The sequence below is a fragment of the Aeromicrobium endophyticum genome (assembly GCF_003586285.1).
Lineage (GTDB): Bacteria > Actinomycetota > Actinomycetes > Propionibacteriales > Nocardioidaceae > Aeromicrobium > Aeromicrobium endophyticum.
In genome coordinates this window covers 1,111,521-1,127,556 of record NZ_QUBR01000002.1, presented here as the reverse complement: position 1 = coordinate 1,127,556, position 16,036 = coordinate 1,111,521, and the positions used below count along the sequence as shown (strand labels likewise).

Here is a 16,036-nt window from a genome sequence, read left to right as displayed (position 1 = left end):
CATGGCCCCGCTCCGCGTCCGTGCCCTGCGTCGGGCGGTGACGTCCGTCGTCGTGACACGTCGCGGCATCGGCTTCGCCGCGGCAGCCGTGGCCACCTTCGCGGCAGCTCCCTTGCTGTCGCTGCCCGCGCTGCTGTACGTCACCGGCCTGCTCGTCGCGATGATCGTCCTGTCCGCGGGCTTCGTGCTCGTGGGCCACTCCCGGGTGCGGGTCGAGCGGACGTTCGCGCCGCGGGTCGTGCCGCTCGGGGCGCCGTCGCGGGTCACGGTCCGGCTCGTCAACCAGTCGCCCCTGCCGTGCCTCGAGGCCGACTGGGACGATCACCTCCCGCACGGCCTGTCCGGCACCAGCAGCGGGGCCCTTCCCGCGCTCGGAGGCAGCCGCAGCGCCGACGCGACGACCACGGTCACGTACGACCTGCACGGCATGCGGCGCGGGCAGCACGACGTCGGGCCGCTGCACGTCGACGTGCACGACCCCTTCGGCCTGGTGAGCCGGCGACACTCCTTCGGAGGGGTGCAGCCGTTGATGGTGCTGCCGGGCCGCGTCGACCTGCCGCCCATCACGCCTCGCGGTGCCAGCGACCAGGGCGCCACCCGGCCCGCCCCGCAGAACGTCGGTGTCGGCGACGACGACATCATCGCCCGCGCCTACCTGCCGGGGGACGCGCTCAAGCGCATCCACTGGAAGGCCACGGCGCGCCGGGCCGAGCTCATGGTGCGGCAGGAGGAGCAGCAGGTCACCCCGCGCGCCGCGGTCATCGTCGACGCCGACCCGCGCAGCCAGGGCACGGCGCTCGACCGCAAGGACGCGTGGGAGTTCTCGCCGGCGCTGGAGTGGTCGGTCGTGGCAGCCGCCTCGATCACGGCCCACCTCGTGCGGGCCGGGTACGTCGTGGGGCTCCAGTCCAACGGCACGCAGGTCGACCGCGTCGTCGCCGAGGGGCACGACACGCTCGAGGACGCGATGGTCGACCTGGCCCTCCTGCAGCCCGAGCCCGTCGACCGTCCGGGCCGCCACGACGCCGAGGGCGCGGTCTTCGTCGTCCTCGGACGTCTGACGGTCGAGCGCGCCCGGCACTGGGTCGCGTCGCTGTCGACCGCGCGGACGATCTTGGCTCTCGTGGCGCACGGCACGCCGGCACCGGCGCTCGACGTGCTCGACGGTGCCCGCTGGAACGTGGTCACCTGGTCGCCGCAGGACGATCTCGCCGAGACGTGGGCGTCCTTCGACGCCGAGCCCGCAGGGGCTGCCGGAGGGGGACGCGGTGCGGGACGCTGAGACGGTGACCAGGTCGCCGGTGCGCACGGCCCGCGAGACCTGGTTCGACCACGGCGTCATCGCCCTCGCGCTGGTGCTGCTGCTGTCGGGGTTCGGCACGATCGTCGAGGGACGCGACTGGTGGGTCACCACGATCCTGGTGGCCACCATGACCGGCCTGACGTGCGCGGTGCTGCGCGGACTCGGCACCCGGTTCGTAGCGCCCGTCGCGATCCTGGTCGAGCTGCTCGTCATCGTGTGGATCTTCGTGCCCGAGACGTTGCTGGCGATCGTCCCGACGCCACAGACCGTCACCGCCCTGGCCGACATGGCCTCGGTCGCCCAGCAGACGATCGTGCAGGAGAAGGCGCCGGTCGCGGCGTCCCGGCCCATCGTGCTGGTCGTCGCGAGCGCGTTCGGCCTGATCGTGGTGGTGGCCGACCTGATGCTGCAGCGGCGCCGCGCCGCGCCGCTGATCGGGGTGCTCCTGCTCGCCGTCTTCGCGACGCCGGCGCTGGTCTCGGGGGAGACGCCACCGGCCTGGCTGTTCCTGGCGGTCGCCGCGCTGTGGCTCGTGCTGCTGCGCTCGCGCACCGCCACGGCCACGCGCGGTGGCACGTCGCGCCTCGGCGCCGTCCCGGCACTGGCGCTCGGTGTCACGGCCCTCGCCGGAGCCGTCGCCTTCCCGTCGGTCGCTCCGGACGTCGGCGCCGCTGCGGCGTCGTGGGGCAAGCCGCCGCCCCAGGTCTTCGGGCGCGGCATCAACCCCATGATCGAGCTGGGCCAGAACCTGCGGCGCAACAGCACCGCGACGGCCCTGACCTACACGACGACCTTCGACGAGCCGCAGTACCTGAAGGTCGCGACGTTGCGCGACTTCACGGGTCGCACCTGGAAGCCCACCGAGACGGTGCGCGCCGACCTGTTCGAGGGCGAGCGGTTGATCGACAGCGACATCGAGGTCGAGCCCGGCCGGACTCGCATCCGCATCGACCAGCTGCGCAGCACCATGCTGCCCGTGCCGTACCCGTCGACGGGCACCGTGACGGGGCTCGACGGCGAGTGGACCTTCCGCCGGGCCGGCCAGACCCTGACCTCGCGCACCGACGACTCACGGGGCAAGACCTACACCGTGTCGAGCCTCGACGTCCGGCCCACCGCCGAGCAGATGCGACAGCTGCGCACCTCGATCGGCCCCGGCCTGGAGTCGTACGTCGAGCTGCCTCCCACGATGCCCTCGATCATCGAGCGCACGGCCCGCGAGGTCACCGCCGATGCCGACAACGACTACGACCGTGCCCTGGCACTGCAGAAGTTCTTCCGCGACGGCGACTTCCGCTACTCCGAGACGGCCCCGGTCGCCGGCGACTACGACGGCAACGGCGTCGAGGTCATCGCCGAGTTCCTGCGCAAGAAGGCGGGCTACTGCGTGCACTTCTCGTCCGCCATGGCGGTCATGGCGCGCACGCTCGACATGCCGTCCCGCATCGCGGTCGGCTACGCGCCCGGCACCTCGAACATCCGTGACGGCGAGTCGGTGTTCACCAACACGTCCGACGACCTGCACGCCTGGACCGAGATCTACTTCCAAGGCGCCGGCTGGGTGCGCTTCGACCCCACGACGAGCGTGGGCGACGCCACCTCGTTCGTCGAGCCGGCGGTCGACACCCCGGACGCCGAGCCGGCCCCGACGCCCGAGCCCACGCAGGCGGCTCCGCAGCGCGGTGCCGACACCCCCGAACAGCCGGTCGCCGCCCCGTCCGAGCAGGGCTCGACCGCTCCGCGCAGCGCGATCGTCACGCTGGCCGCCCTCCTCGTCGTCGGTGCCGTGCCGTGGGTGGTGCGGTCGGTGCGACGGCGCTGGCGGACGTCTCGGGGTCGCACCGACGTCGAGCCGCTGTGGCGCGAGCTCGAGGACGTCGCCCGCGACCTGCGCATCCCGGCGTCCGCCGCCGACACGCCTCGCGGCTTCGCGGCACGCCTCACGGCGCAGCCCGGTGTCGACGACGACGCGCTGCAAGCGCTCCTGAGGCGCGTCGAGCACGCCCGCTTCTCCCGAGGCGAGCAACCACCGGGCGACGGCGTCGCCGACCTGCAGGCCGTCACGGCGTCGCTGCGGGCCGGTGCGTCCACACGTCGCCGCCTCCTGGCCACGCTCCTGCCGCAGTCGCTGGCCGGGCGGACCCCCGTGGCCAGGGTCGCCGCATCCGGCAGACTGGCGACATGAGTGCGTCACCCGATCCGCTCGACGGCGTCCTGATCGGCGGCCGCGAGAAGCGCGACATCGTCATCGTCGACCACGACCCCCGCTGGGCCGAGCGGTACGAGCACGAGCGCTCGCGCATCGTCGCCGCCCTGGGCGACCGGGTGCTGGGCCTCGAGCACATCGGCTCGACCAGCGTCCCGGGGCTCGCGGCCAAGCCCATCATCGACATCGACCTCAGCGTCGTCGACGTCGAGGACGAGGACGCGTTCGTCCCCGACCTGGTCGCGGCCGGCTACGTGCTGCGCGTGCGCGAGCCCGAGCACCGCATGCTGCGCACTCCGGAGCGCGACGTCAACCTGCACGTGTGCACGGTCGGCAGCGACTGGGAGCGCCGCCACCTCGTGTTCCGCGACTGGCTGCGCACGCACCCCGACGACCGTGACCGCTACAAGGCGGTCAAGCGCGAGCTGTCGCTGCGCGACTGGGACGACACGAACGACTATGCCGACGCCAAGAGCGACGTCGTCGCCGACATCATGTCGCGCGCCACGGCCCCACCCCGCGACGTGTGACGCCCACGGCGTCACCCGAACGGAATGAGGCCGTAGGCGTCACACTTCGGGGTCGGGCGGGGTGCCGTCGCCGAAGGGGCGTCCGCCGAGCGACTCGCGACCGTGCGGCGTCAGCCACGCCTCGGGATCGGGGCCCTTCGGCACGATCTTCGTCGGATTGATGTCGGTCTGGACGATGTAGTAGTGCTTCTTGATCTGGTCGAAGTCGATCGTCTCGCCGAAGCCGGGCGTCTGGAACAGGTCGCGGGCGTACGCCCACAGCACCGGCATCTCCGTCAGCTTCTGACGGTTGCACTTGAAGTGCCCGTGGTAGACGGCGTCGAAGCGGGCCAGTGTCGTGAACAGCCGGACGTCGGCCTCGGTGATGCTGTCGCCCATCAGGAAGCGGCGCGTCGCGAGACGCTCCTCGAGCCAGTCCATCGCGGTCCACAGCCGGTCGTAGGCGGCCTCGTACGTCTCCTGCGACCCGGCGAAGCCGCAGCGGTACACACCGTTGTTGACCTCGGTGAAGATCCGCTTCATGACGGTCTCCATCTCGTCGCGGACGTCGGCCGGCCACAGGTCGGGCGCGCCCTCGCGGTGGTGCTCGGTCCACTCGGCCGCGAAGTCGTGCGTGATCCACGGGAAGTCGTTGGTGACGACCTGGCCCGACGACACCTCGACCATCGCCGGCACCGTGATGCCGCGCGGGTAGTCGGGGTAGCGCTTGAGGTACGCCTCCTGGATGCGCTCGATGCCGAGCACGGGGTCGACGCCACCCGGGTCGAGGTCGAACGTCCAGCTGCGCTTGTCGTGCGTGGGGCCGCAGTAGCCGATCGAGATCGCGTCCTCGAGGCCCAGCAGGCGACGGACGATGATCGCGCGGTTGGCCCACGGGCACGCCCGCGCGACGATCAGTCGGTAGCGTCCGGCCTCGACGGGCCAGGCGGGACGGCCCTCGGCGTCGGTGCCCTCGCGGACGATGCGGTCGGGGATGTAGTTCATGTCGCGGTCGAACTCCTGGCCGGCGTGCACGTACGCGCCGGAGGTCGAGTGGTCGGAGTCCGCAGAGTCGTGGGAAGGCATGCTGCTAGCCTATTCGGGTGCTGCAGATCCGCTCGCTTCTTCTCTGCCGCGTCGAGGTCCTCTAGGTCGGACCCCTCGGCGCGGAGTTTGTCACGTCCCGGCCACCAGCAGCCCCGACAAACACCCCGGAGAGTTCGATGACCAGCTACGCCAACAGCCCCCAGCGTCCGAGCGGCATGCCGTTCCAGCGCTACCAGCCCTTCACGCCGATCGACTTGCCCGATCGCACCTGGCCCGCGAAGACGATCACGCAGGCCCCGCGCTGGTGCGCGGTCGACCTGCGCGACGGCAACCAGGCCCTGATCGACCCCATGACCGCGCCCCGCAAGCTGGCGATGTTCCAGCTGCTCGTGCGCATGGGCTACAAGGAGATCGAGGTCGGCTTCCCGAGCGCCAGCCAGACCGACTTCGACTTCGTCCGCCAGCTCATCGAGGGCGGGCACATCCCCGACGACGTCGTCATCCAGGTGCTGACGCAGTGCCGAGAGCCCCTGATCGACCGCACCTTCGAGTCGCTGGTGGGCGCCAAGCAGGCGATCGTCCACTTCTACAACTCCACCTCGACGCTGCAGCGCCGCGTGGTGTTCGGCCTCGACAAGGACGGCATCACCGACATTGCGACCCAGGGCGCCCGGCTGTGCATGAAGTACGCCGAGATCCACACCCCTGACACCAAGATCTTCTACGAGTACTCGCCCGAGTCGTACACGGGCACCGAGCTCGACTACGCGCTCGAGGTGTGCAGCCGCGTCATCGACGTCATCGACCCGACGCCCGACTGGCCGCTGATCATCAACCTGCCGGCGACCGTCGAGATGGCGGTGCCCAACGTCTACGCCGACTCGATCGAGTGGATGCACCGCAACCTGCCGCGCCGCGACAGCATCGTGCTGTCGCTGCACCCTCACAACGACCGCGGCACGGGCGTGGCGGCGGCCGAGCTGGGCTACATGGCCGGGGCCGACCGCATCGAGGGCTGCCTGTTCGGCAACGGCGAGCGCACCGGCAACGTGTGCCTGGTGACGCTGGGCCTCAACATGTTCAGCCAGGGCATCGACCCGCAGATCGACTTCCACGACATCGACGAGATCCGCCGCACGGTCGAGTACTGCAACGAGCTGCCGGTGCCCGAGCGTCACCCCTACGGCGGCGACCTGGTCTACACCGCGTTCAGCGGCTCGCACCAGGACGCCATCAAGAAGGGCTTCGAGCACATGGCGATCGACGCTGCCGCCGCCGGCGTCGAGGTCGACGACGCCCCGTGGGCGGTGCCGTACCTGCCGATCGACCCCAAGGACGTCGGCCGGTCGTACGAGGCGGTCATCCGCGTCAACAGCCAGTCGGGCAAGGGCGGGGTCGCCTACATCCTCAAGAACGACCACCAGCTCGACCTGCCGCGTCGCCTGCAGATCGAGTTCAGCCAGATCGTGCAGCAGCTCACCGAGGGCGAGGCCGGCGAGATCGAGCCGGCGTCGATCTGGGCCGCGTTCCGGAGCGAGTACCTCGAGCGCGAGGAGCCCTACCGTCTCGAGAGCTTCAGCTCGGTCACCGCGAACGACGGCAGCGACCAGCAGGTCGTCGAGCTGCGGGTGCGCGGTGAGGTGCAGGAGTTCAAGGGCGAGGGCAACGGTCCCGTCGCGGCGTTCATCGACGGCATGCGCCAGGCCGGTGCCGACATCCGCCTGCTCGACTACTCCGAGCACGCGCTGTCGTCGGGCGGTGACGCCTTCGCCGCCTCGTACATCGAGTGCGAGGTCGCGGGCGAGACCGTGTGGGGCGTCGGCATCCACGAGAACATCGTGACGGCGTCGCTGCGGGCCGTCGTGTCGGCGGCCAACCGGGCCGTCGCCCAGACCATCCCCGCCTGACCGACCCTGCGCCCCTCCGGACGTCATCACGGATGTGCTGTCGTAGGTACTGATGTGATGACGTCCGCGGAGGTGGCTCGCGGGAGCCGGGTCAGGCGGTGGGCGTCCGGCGCTGGTCGATCACGAGCGTGACCAGCGCCAGGGCGGCCAGGGCAGCGGCGGCCAGCGAGAACGCGATGCCCGCCGGGTCGAGCCCCCAGTGGTCGGAGGCGATGCCGCTGCCGATGACCGGCACGGAGATCGCGACGTAGGCCACGACGAAGAACGCCGACGTCGTGCCGGCGCGCTCGTGGGCGCCGACGCGCTGCAGCACCGCCGACAGCCCCTTGCTGAACGAGATGCCCTGGCCGGCGCCCGCGACGACCGCGGCGGCGAGCATCAGCCACAGCCACTCCTGTGACAGCGAGACCGTGAACATCAGCATGCCGGCCGTCAGCAGCACGCAGCCGAGGTCGACGCCCGTGTCGGTCGGCAGCCGGTGCCACACCACCTGGGCCAGCACCGAGGCGGCGAACAGGGCGAACACCACCGACACCGACACGAGGGGGTGCGGGTCGTCGACGGCCTCGCCGACGAAGCGGGGTGACACCGCCGTGAACAGGCCGCAGACGGCGAAGCCCGCGAACCCGGCGATGCCGGCCCCCACGAAGGTCGTCCGGGCCGAGGCGGGGACGCTCGGTCGCTGCAGCTGCGGACGGGCCCCGGGCGTCACGTCGACGGTCTCGGGCACCTGGCTCAGCAGCACCAGGACGAGCAGAGCCGCCACGGCGTGCACCACGAACGTCAGGTGCACCGGCCACGGGAAGGCGGCGACGAGCGCAGCGGCGATGACGGGGCCGAGACCCAGTCCGCCGATGTTGGCGGCGGTGGCCACCAGGGGTGCGCGCGAGCGCCACCGCTCGGGCGCGGCCTCGATGACCGCGGCGGTGGCCGTCCCGACGTAGATGCCGGCCGACACGCCCGAGACGACGCGCGCCACCAGCAGCACCCACGTGGCGTCGGCCAGCAGGAAGACCACGTCGCTGGCCAGCGACGTGGCCAGCCCGGCGAGCAGCAGGGGTCGCCGGCCCAGGGCGTCGGACCAGCGGCCGAACACGAGCAGGGCCGCCAGCACGCCGAACGCGTACATCGCGAAGACCACCGTGATCGTCGTCAGCGAGAAGCCGAGACGCTGCTGGTAGACGCCGTACATGGGCGTCGGCAGCGTCGTGCCGATCATCGTGACGAGGAAGGCGAGGACCACGACGACGAAGGCGCGCGTTCCGGTAAGACGGGTCATGCGAGCCTCAACCCCGTCCTCGGCCGGACGCATCCCGCAACCCCTGTGAGCCCTGACACGGGGCTACGGGACCGCGGGCTGCGCCGGGTGGCTCACCCAGCCCAGCGCGTGCTCGACGGCCCGGTTCCACTGCGACGACTCATGGGCCCGCACGGCGGGGTCCATCCTCGGTCGCCACACCGCCGCCCGGTGCCGGTGGTGGGCCAGCGTGCTGAGATCGGCCCAGTAGCCGACCGTCAGGCCGGCGACGTACGCCGCGCCCAGGCACACGGTCTCCGACACCAGCGGACGCTCGACCGGCACGTCGAGCACGTCGGCGACGTGCTGCATCAGCAGGTGGTTGGACGTCATGCCGCCGTCGACGCGCAGGGACTGCAGGTCGAGCCCGACGTCGTGGCGGATGGCCTCGACGACCTCCCACGTCTGCCACGCCGTCGCCTCGAGGGCCGCCCGGGCGATGTGCCCCTTGCGGATGTACGACGTCAGGCCGACGATGGTGCCGCGGGCGTCAGGGTCCCACCTCGGTGCGAACAGGCCCGAGAACGCCGGCACGATGTAGCAGCCTCCGTTGTCGTCGACGGATCGGGCGAGGGTCTCGACCTGCGGCGCCGTCTCGATGATCTCGAGCGAGTCGCGCAGCCACTGCACGAGCGAGCCGGTCATCGCGATCGAGCCCTCGACGGCGTACACCGGCGCGTCGTCGCCGAGCGCGAAGGCGACGGTGGGCAGGACGGTGCGCTCCGGCCGCGGCCGCTCGGTGCCGGCGTTGACGAGCAGGAAGGCGCCCGTGCCGTAGGTGCACTTGGCGTCGCCGGGGGTGAAGCAGGTCTGGCCGAAGAGGGCGGCCTGCTGGTCGCCGATCGCGCCCGCGATCGGCACGCCTGCGAGGTCGCCGACGCACGTGCCGTAGACCTCGCCGCTGGGCCGGATCGTGGGCAGCACGGCGCGCGGGACGTCGAGCAGGTCGAGCATCGTCTCGCTCCACGTGCACGTCGTCAGGTCCATGAGCATGGTGCGGCTCGCGTTGGTGACGTCGGTGACGTGCACGCCGCCGTCGACCCCTCCGGTGAGGTTCCAGATCAGCCAGGACTCCATCGTCCCGAACAGCACCTCGCCGTCGGCCGCCCGCTCGCGCAGGCCGGGTCGTCGGTCGAGCAGCCAGCGCAGCCGCGGCCCGGCGAAGTACGTGTGCGGGGGCAGGCCGGTGATCTCGACGATGCGCTCGTCCTCGCCACGTGCCACCAGCTCGGCGACGATGTCGGCCGTGCGCGTGTCCTGCCAGGTGATCGCGGGGCCGAGCGAGCGACCGCTCGTGCGGTCCCAGACGACGGTGGTCTCGCGCTGGTTGGCGATGCCGAGGGCCGCGACGTCGCGGACCCCCACCCCGGCCTGGTCGAGGGCCTCGGGGACGAGGCGGCGCACGTGACGCCAGATCTCGTCGGCGTCGTGCTGCACCCAGCCCGGACGTGGGAAGGTCTGCTGGTGCTCGCGCTGCGCGAGCGACAGCGTGCGCCCCTGCCGGTCGAACAGCATGCACCGCGACGACGTCGTGCCCTGGTCGATCGCCGCGATGACGGTGCTCATGCGTGCACGCCCAACGACCGGGAGATCGCCGCGGCGGTCGAGGCGGTGGCGGCCACGATGCCGTCCCGCGGCGCCCCGACGGTGTGGAAGACCCGCTCGAGCGGCCCCGACACGGCGACGGCGCCCACGCCGAGCCCGCCGAAGCCGCGCAGCGGCACCGAGACGGCGCCCACCCCGGGGGTGAGCTCGCCGTGCTCGTCGGCCCAGCCACGTTCGCGGACGCGGCTCATCTCGACGTCGAACGCCGCACGCTGGGTCAGCGTGCGGCGGGTGTAGCGCTCGAGGTCGGGGCTGGGCGAGGCGATACCGGCCGAGAACGCCAGCACGACCTTGCCCAGCGCCGTGGCGTGGAACGGCAGCACCTCGTCGATGCGCAGCTCCTGCTCGGAGTCGTCGGGACGGAACACGTGGTGGACGATCCGGGCACCGTCGCGCTCGGGCACCGCGATGAGCACCTCGAGCCGCGTGCGCGAGGCCAGCGCGTCGGCCCAGTTCGTGGCCAGCGACCGCAGGTCGTGCGGGTCGATGCCAGAGCGGTGGAGGTGCCGCACCCCGTCGCCGAGCGAGTAGTCGGACGTCAGCTGGTCCTGGTGGACGAAGCCGGCGTCGCGCAGGGTGCGGATGATGCCGAACGCCGTCGGCTTCGCCAGGCCCAAGGTGCCGGCGACCTCCGACAGCCGCAAGGGGCCCGCCGCACCGGCCAGCAGGCGCAGGATCGCCGTCGCGCGCTCGACCGACTGGATGGATCGCGTCATGGCTCAACCGTACCCGCGTTCGACGATGCCGAACGGTGGGGCTTGGCGTGGGTCACACCCGTGCCTAACGTGCGATGAGGCGGCAACGACGCCGCCGACGCACCAGGAGGCATGCATGAAGAAGTCGACGTTGTGGGGTGAGCTGACGGCCGAGATGTTCGGCACGATGATCATCATCCTGTTCGGGGCGGGCGTGGTGGCCCAGGTCGTGACCGGCGACGGAGCGGCAGGCGACCACGACTCGATCGCCTGGGCGTGGGGCATCGGCGTGACGCTGGGCGTTTACGTCGCGGCCCGTCTGTCGGGGGCGCACCTCAACCCCGCCGTCACGATCGCGCTCGCGGCGTTCAAGGGATTCGAGTGGCGCAAGGTCGCGCCCTACATCGGCGCCCAGGTCGTCGGCGCCTTCGTCGGCGCGCTGATCATCCGCGCCACCTACGCCGACCTCATCGCCAAGATCGACCCCGGTCACACGTACGACACCCAGGGCATCTTCTCGACCTCGCCGACGGCCGGCGTCTCGATCCCGACCGCGTTCCTCGACCAGGTGGTCGGCACCGCGATCCTCGTCTTCGTGATCTTCGCCCTGACGACGGCGACCAACAACCCGCCGATGGCCAACATCGGCCCTGTCGTGGTGGGCCTGCTGGTCGTCGGCATCGGCATGGCACTGGGCGGCAACGCCGGCTACGCGATCAACCCGGCCCGCGACTTCGGTCCCCGCCTGGCCTCGTGGATCACGGGCTACGGAGATGCGTGGTTCAGCACGTCGGGCGACCACCCGCTGTACTTCTGGCTCCCGATCGTCGCGCCGATCGTCGGCGGCCTGATCGGCGGCGGCCTGTTCAGGTACCTCATCGAGGCCCACCTGCCGGACGAGCCCGAGGAGATCACCGTCTCCGAGCCGGCCACGCAGAGCTAGACCACATCCACCCTTCACGAGAACGTCACGAGAGGCAGCACCATGGCTGAGTACATCGGATCGATCGACCAAGGCACCACCAGCACGCGCTTCATGATCTTCGACCACGGCGGCAACGAGATCGCCCGCCACCAGCTCGAGCACGAGCAGGTGCTCCCGCAGGCCGGCTGGGTCGAGCACGACCCGACCGAGATCTGGGAGCGCACGTCGTCGGTCATCCAGTCGACGCTCAACAAGGCCGGGCTCGACGCCAGCGACCTCGCGGCGCTGGGCATCACCAACCAGCGCGAGACCACCGTCGTGTGGAACAAGAACACCGGCCGGCCGTACTACAACGCGATCGTCTGGCAGGACACCCGCACCGACCGCATCGCCAGCGCCCTCGATCGCGACGAGCGCGGCGACATCATCCGCCGCAAGGCCGGTCTGCCGCCCGCGACCTACTTCTCCGGCGGCAAGATCCAGTGGATCCTGGAGAACGTCGACGGCGTCCGCGAAGCGGCCGAGAAGGGCGACGCGATCTTCGGCAACACCGACAGCTGGATCATCTGGAACCTCACCGGCGGTCGCAACGGCGGCGTGCACGTCACCGATCCCACCAATGCCAGCCGCACGATGCTGATGGACCTCGAGACGCTGCAGTGGGACGACGAGCTGCTCGGCTTCTTCGACATCCCGCGCTCGATGCTGCCCGAGATCAAGCCGTCCTCGACGAGCGAGCCGTACGGCGTCACGCTGGCCGACGGTCCGTTCAGCGGCGAGGTGCCGATCACCGGCATCCTCGGCGACCAGCAGGCCGCCACGGTGGGCCAGGTCTGCTTCGCACCCGGCGAGGCCAAGAACACCTACGGCACCGGCAACTTCATGCTGCTCAACACCGGCACCGAGCTGGTCCGCAGCAACGCCGGCCTGCTGTCGACCGTCTGCTACCAGTTCGGCGACGACGCCCCGGTCTACGCGCTCGAGGGCTCGATCGCGGTCACCGGTTCGGCCGTGCAGTGGCTGCGCGACCAGCTGGGCATCATCTCGGGCGCCTCGCAGTCGGAGTCGCTGGCCCGCCAGGTCGACGACAACGGCGGCGTGTACTTCGTCCCGGCCTTCTCGGGGCTCTTCGCGCCGTACTGGCGCTCGGACGCGCGCGGGGCGATCGTCGGCCTGTCGCGCTTCAACAACAACGCGCACCTGGCCCGCGCCACGCTCGAGTCGATCTGCTACCAGTCGCGCGACGTCGCCGAGGCGATGGAGAAGGACTCCGGCGTCGTCCTCGAGGTGCTCAAGGTCGACGGGGGAGTGACGGCGAACGAGCTGTGCATGCAGATCCAGTCCGACATCCTCGGCGTGCCGGTCAGCCGTCCGGTCGTGGCCGAGACGACCGCGCTGGGCGCGGCCTACGCGGCCGGTCTCGCGGTGGGCTTCTGGGCCAACACCGACGAGCTGCGCGAGAACTGGAACGAGTCGAAGCGCTGGGAGCCGCAGTGGGACGACGAGCAGCGTGAGGTCGGGTACGCGCAGTGGAAGAAGGCCGTCACCCGCACGCTCGACTGGGTCGACGTCGACTGATGAGCACCTCAGCAGTCCTCTCGCCCGACACGCGCCAGGCGGCGCTCGACGCGATGAGCACCACGACCCTCGACGTGCTCGTGATCGGTGGTGGCGTCGTGGGTGCGGGCTCGGCCCTCGACGCCGCCACCCGCGGGCTGACGGTCGGCCTGGTCGAAGCGCGTGACTTCGCCTCGGGCACGTCGAGCCGCTCCAGCAAGCTGATGCACGGCGGCCTGCGCTACCTCGAGATGCTCGACTTCCGCCTGGTCGCCGAGGCGCTCAAGGAGCGCGGGCTCAACCTCAACCGGCTGGCGCCGCACCTGGTGAAGGAGGTGTCGTTCGTCTACCCGCTCAAGCACCGGGTGTGGGAGCGGTTCTACGCCGGCTCCGGGGTGGCCCTGTACGACGCGATGAGCAAGGCGTCCGGCTACGGCCAGAACGTCCCCCTGCACCAGCACCTCACCCGTCGCGGGGCCCGTCGTCTCGTGCCGGCGCTGCGCAAGGACGCCCTCGTGGGCGCGCTGCGCTACTACGACGCGCAGGTCGACGACGCCCGTCACACGATGTTCCTGTCGCGCACGGCCGCGGCCTACGGCGCCCACGTCGCGTCACGGGCGCGCGTGACGTCGCTGGTCAAGGAGGGGGAGCGGGTCGTCGGCGCCGAGGTGCACGACCTCGAGTCGGGCCGGACCCTGCGCGTCATGGCGCGGCAGGTCGTCAACGCGACCGGCGTGTGGACCGACGAGACCCAGGCCTTCGCCGGTGAGCGGGGCAAGTTCCACGTCCGCTCGAGCAAGGGCGTGCACCTCGTGGTGCCGCGCGACCGCATCCGCAGCGAGTCGGGCCTGATCCTGCGCACCGAGAAGTCGGTGCTGTTCGTGATCCCCTGGGGACGGCACTGGATCATCGGCACGACCGACACCGACTGGTCGCTGTCGAAGGACCACCCGGCCGCCAGCCGCAGCGACATCGACTACCTGCTCGACCACGTCAACGCCGTGCTCGAGCAGCCCTTGACGCACGAGGACGTCGAGGGCGTCTACGCCGGGCTGCGTCCGCTGCTGCACGGCGAGGACGAGGCCACCAGCAAGCTCTCGCGCGAGCACGCCGTGGCCCACGCCGCGCCGGGCCTCGTGGTGGTGGCCGGCGGCAAGTACACGACCTACCGGGTCATGGCCAAGGACGTCGTCGACGAGGCGGTGCACGCGCTCGAGACCCAGCTCGACCGTCGGGTGGCGCCGTGCGTCACCGAGAACGTCCCGCTGCTGGGCGCCGAGGGATATCACGCGCGCTGGAACCAGCGGCACCAGCTGGCCGCCGACCACGGGCTGCACGTCGTGCGCATCGAGCACCTGCTCGGGCGGTACGGCTCGCTCGTCGACGAGGTGCTCGAGCTGGTGACGGGACGCCCCGACCTGGGCGAGCCGCTCGGCGGCGCGCCGGACTACCTGCGCGCCGAGATCGTCTACGCGGTGTCGCACGAGGGGGCCCGGCACGTCGACGACGTGCTCACCCGTCGCACCCGGGTCTCGTTCGAGGAGTTCGACCGCGGCGTCGGCGCGGTGCACGAGGTCGCCGAGCTCATGGCCGGCGTGCTCGGGTGGGACGACGAGCAGCGGGCCAACGAGGTCGACCACTACCTCAAGCGCGTCGAGGCCGAGCGCGAGAGCCAGACCATGCCCGACGACGAGACGGCCGACGCAGCCCGCATGGGCGCGGCCGACGTCGTCCCGGTCACGACGGGCTGACGGTCGCGAACCGCCTCGGGTGTGTACCGGCCAGCCGGTACACACCCGACGGTCGGGGGACGCTATCCTCCTCGTGACACCGGTCACACGCCGGTGCACCGAGGTGCCGTGGCGCGATCCGCCCGGCAGGAGGAGGAACCATGGCACGCATCATCAACCAGGTCGCCGTGTTCGGGCTGGGCAAGGTCGGCGAGCTCGTGGCCGACCTGCTGGGCGAGTCCGGCTTCAAGGTCGTGGGCTACGACGCGGCCGCTCGTCCCGATCTCCGCTTCGAGACCAAGCTGCTCGACGTGCAGGACGCCGAGGGTCTGCGCGAGTCGCTGCGCGGCGTCGACGCCGTCGTGTCGTGCCTGCCGTTCCACCTGAACATCGCGGTCGCCGAGGCCGCGTACGACGCCCACGTGCACTACTTCGACCTCACCGAGGACGTGCCCACGACCAACCGCGTCATCGAGCTGGCCGCCGACCGTCCGGGCGCCGCGTTCGCACCCCAGTGCGGCCTCGCGCCCGGCCTCATCGGCATCATCGGGGCCTCGATCGCCAAGACCTTCGACGACATCCGATCCATCGAGCTCAAGGTCGGCGCCCTGCCCCAGAACCCGACGGGCCTGCTCGGCTACGCGATCAACTGGTCGCCCGAGGGCGTCGTCAACGAGTACCTCAACGACTGCGAGGTGCTGCGCCAGGGCCACCGCCAGATGGTGCCCGCGATGACCGAGAAGGAGCGCGTCTTCATCGGCGGCATCGAGCTCGAGGCCGCGCTGACGTCCGGCGGGCTCGGCACGATGTGCGAGACGTACGAGGGCTCGGTGCACCGCCTCGACTACAAGACGCTGCGCTACCCCGGGCACTTCGACCAGATGCACTTCTTGTTCGACGAGCTCAACCTGCGCGACGAGCGCGAGCTGGTGGGCCGGATGCTGGTCGACTCCAAGCCGCCCGTCAACGACGACGTCGTGTACATCCACGCCGCGGTGGAGGGTCGCAAGAACGGGCACCCGTTCCGCGAGAACCACGTCCGCGCCTACAAGCCGCTCGACATCTCCGGACGCACGTGGCGCGCCATCTCGTGGACGACGGCGGCCTCGGCCGTCAGCGTCGTCGAGCTCGTCGCCGACGGCGTGCTGCCGTCGACGGGCTTCATCAAGCAGGAGGACATCACCCTCGAGGCGCTGTTCTCGACCCAGGCCGGCCGCCACTTCGCAGAGCAGGGCCAGGTCTGACCCGCCCCCTT

At 71.2% G+C, this 16,036-nt stretch carries 12 protein-coding genes; 8 read left to right on the top strand and 4 right to left on the bottom strand.

All coding sequences use genetic code 11. The features are described 5' to 3' along the window. Position 1: 1 nt before the first annotated feature. The 3 genes from DX116_RS16025 to DX116_RS16015 are packed head-to-tail and all read left to right on the top strand — an operon-like array spanning position 2 to position 4,039. On the top strand, positions 2-1,282 hold the full coding sequence (locus DX116_RS16025; RefSeq protein ID WP_119705208.1) for a DUF58 domain-containing protein: 1,281 nt from the start codon (positions 2-4) through the stop codon (positions 1,280-1,282). A gap of 4 nt (positions 1,283-1,286) precedes the next feature. After that, entirely contained in the window at positions 1,287-3,488 is a 2,202-nt protein-coding gene (locus tag DX116_RS16020) for a transglutaminase TgpA family protein (protein ID WP_147393689.1), read from the top strand. Beyond that, a complete protein-coding gene (locus tag DX116_RS16015; RefSeq protein WP_119705206.1) occupies positions 3,485-4,039 on the top strand; it encodes a GrpB family protein in 555 nt (184 codons plus the stop codon). The genes DX116_RS16020 and DX116_RS16015 overlap by 4 nt, the downstream gene beginning before the upstream one ends. A gap of 39 nt (positions 4,040-4,078) precedes the next feature. On the opposite strand, the gene DX116_RS16010 is transcribed toward DX116_RS16015, so the two are convergent. Further along, positions 4,079-5,104 carry a glutathione S-transferase family protein gene (locus DX116_RS16010; protein ID WP_119705205.1) on the bottom strand — a complete coding sequence of 342 codons (1,026 nt, stop codon included), beginning with the start codon at positions 5,102-5,104 and terminating at the stop codon, positions 4,079-4,081. Positions 5,105-5,241: 137 nt separating this feature from the next. Here DX116_RS16010 and leuA point away from each other — a divergent pair, with 137 nt between their 5' ends. Continuing rightward, positions 5,242-6,972 carry a 2-isopropylmalate synthase gene (gene leuA, locus DX116_RS16005; RefSeq protein ID WP_119705204.1) on the top strand — a complete coding sequence of 577 codons (1,731 nt, stop codon included), beginning with the start codon at positions 5,242-5,244 and terminating at the stop codon, positions 6,970-6,972. Positions 6,973-7,063: 91 nt separating this feature from the next. On the opposite strand, the gene DX116_RS16000 is transcribed toward leuA, so the two are convergent. From DX116_RS16000 to DX116_RS15990, 3 genes are all read right to left on the bottom strand, one after another. After that, positions 7,064-8,251: an MFS transporter gene (locus DX116_RS16000; RefSeq protein ID WP_119705203.1), complete on the bottom strand. Its 1,188-nt coding sequence runs from the start codon at positions 8,249-8,251 to the stop codon at positions 7,064-7,066. A gap of 63 nt (positions 8,252-8,314) precedes the next feature. Continuing rightward, a complete protein-coding gene (glpK, locus tag DX116_RS15995) occupies positions 8,315-9,835 on the bottom strand; it encodes a glycerol kinase GlpK (RefSeq protein ID WP_119705202.1) in 1,521 nt (506 codons plus the stop codon). Continuing rightward, complete coding sequence (locus tag DX116_RS15990; RefSeq protein ID WP_119705201.1) at positions 9,832-10,590, bottom strand: IclR family transcriptional regulator; 759 nt, start codon at positions 10,588-10,590, stop codon at positions 9,832-9,834. The genes glpK (DX116_RS15995) and DX116_RS15990 overlap by 4 nt, the downstream gene beginning before the upstream one ends. Before the next feature lie 115 nt (positions 10,591-10,705). Here DX116_RS15990 and DX116_RS15985 point away from each other — a divergent pair, with 115 nt between their 5' ends. The 4 genes from DX116_RS15985 (at position 10,706) to DX116_RS15970 (ending at position 16,025) form a co-directional block, all read left to right on the top strand. Beyond that, positions 10,706-11,512 (top strand): MIP/aquaporin family protein, encoded by an 807-nt coding sequence (locus tag DX116_RS15985; RefSeq protein WP_119705200.1) that lies wholly within the window; start codon positions 10,706-10,708, stop codon positions 11,510-11,512. A 42-nt stretch (positions 11,513-11,554) separates the two neighbouring features. Further along, on the top strand, positions 11,555-13,072 hold the full coding sequence (gene glpK, locus DX116_RS15980) for a glycerol kinase GlpK (protein WP_119705199.1): 1,518 nt from the start codon (positions 11,555-11,557) through the stop codon (positions 13,070-13,072). Continuing rightward, positions 13,072-14,802, top strand: coding sequence for a glycerol-3-phosphate dehydrogenase/oxidase (locus tag DX116_RS15975; protein ID WP_199716100.1), 1,731 nt, complete (start codon positions 13,072-13,074; stop codon positions 14,800-14,802). Before glpK (DX116_RS15980) ends, DX116_RS15975 begins: the two co-directional genes overlap by 1 nt. A 140-nt stretch (positions 14,803-14,942) precedes the next feature. Then, complete coding sequence (locus DX116_RS15970; protein WP_119705198.1) at positions 14,943-16,025, top strand: saccharopine dehydrogenase family protein; 1,083 nt, start codon at positions 14,943-14,945, stop codon at positions 16,023-16,025. Positions 16,026-16,036: the final 11 nt, after the last annotated feature.

Excerpts from the sequence above, each read along its gene's own strand:
- glpK (WP_119705199.1), top strand. The coding sequence starts at position 11,555 with ATGGCTGAGTACATCGGATCGATCGACCAAGGCACCACCAGCACGCGC.
- leuA (WP_119705204.1), top strand. The coding sequence starts at position 5,242 with ATGACCAGCTACGCCAACAGCCCCCAGCGTCCGAGCGGCATGCCGTTC.
- glpK (WP_119705202.1), bottom strand. The coding sequence starts at position 9,835 with ATGAGCACCGTCATCGCGGCGATCGACCAGGGCACGACGTCGTCGCGG.
- DX116_RS16015 (WP_119705206.1), top strand. The coding sequence starts at position 3,485 with ATGAGTGCGTCACCCGATCCGCTCGACGGCGTCCTGATCGGCGGCCGC.
- DX116_RS15985 (WP_119705200.1), top strand. The coding sequence starts at position 10,706 with ATGAAGAAGTCGACGTTGTGGGGTGAGCTGACGGCCGAGATGTTCGGC.
- DX116_RS15970 (WP_119705198.1), top strand. The coding sequence starts at position 14,943 with ATGGCACGCATCATCAACCAGGTCGCCGTGTTCGGGCTGGGCAAGGTC.
- DX116_RS15990 (WP_119705201.1), bottom strand. The coding sequence starts at position 10,590 with ATGACGCGATCCATCCAGTCGGTCGAGCGCGCGACGGCGATCCTGCGC.
- DX116_RS15975 (WP_199716100.1), top strand. The coding sequence starts at position 13,072 with ATGAGCACCTCAGCAGTCCTCTCGCCCGACACGCGCCAGGCGGCGCTC.
- DX116_RS16010 (WP_119705205.1), bottom strand. The coding sequence starts at position 5,104 with ATGCCTTCCCACGACTCTGCGGACTCCGACCACTCGACCTCCGGCGCG.
- DX116_RS16000 (WP_119705203.1), bottom strand. The coding sequence starts at position 8,251 with ATGACCCGTCTTACCGGAACGCGCGCCTTCGTCGTCGTGGTCCTCGCC.
- DX116_RS16025 (WP_119705208.1), top strand. The coding sequence starts at position 2 with ATGGCCCCGCTCCGCGTCCGTGCCCTGCGTCGGGCGGTGACGTCCGTC.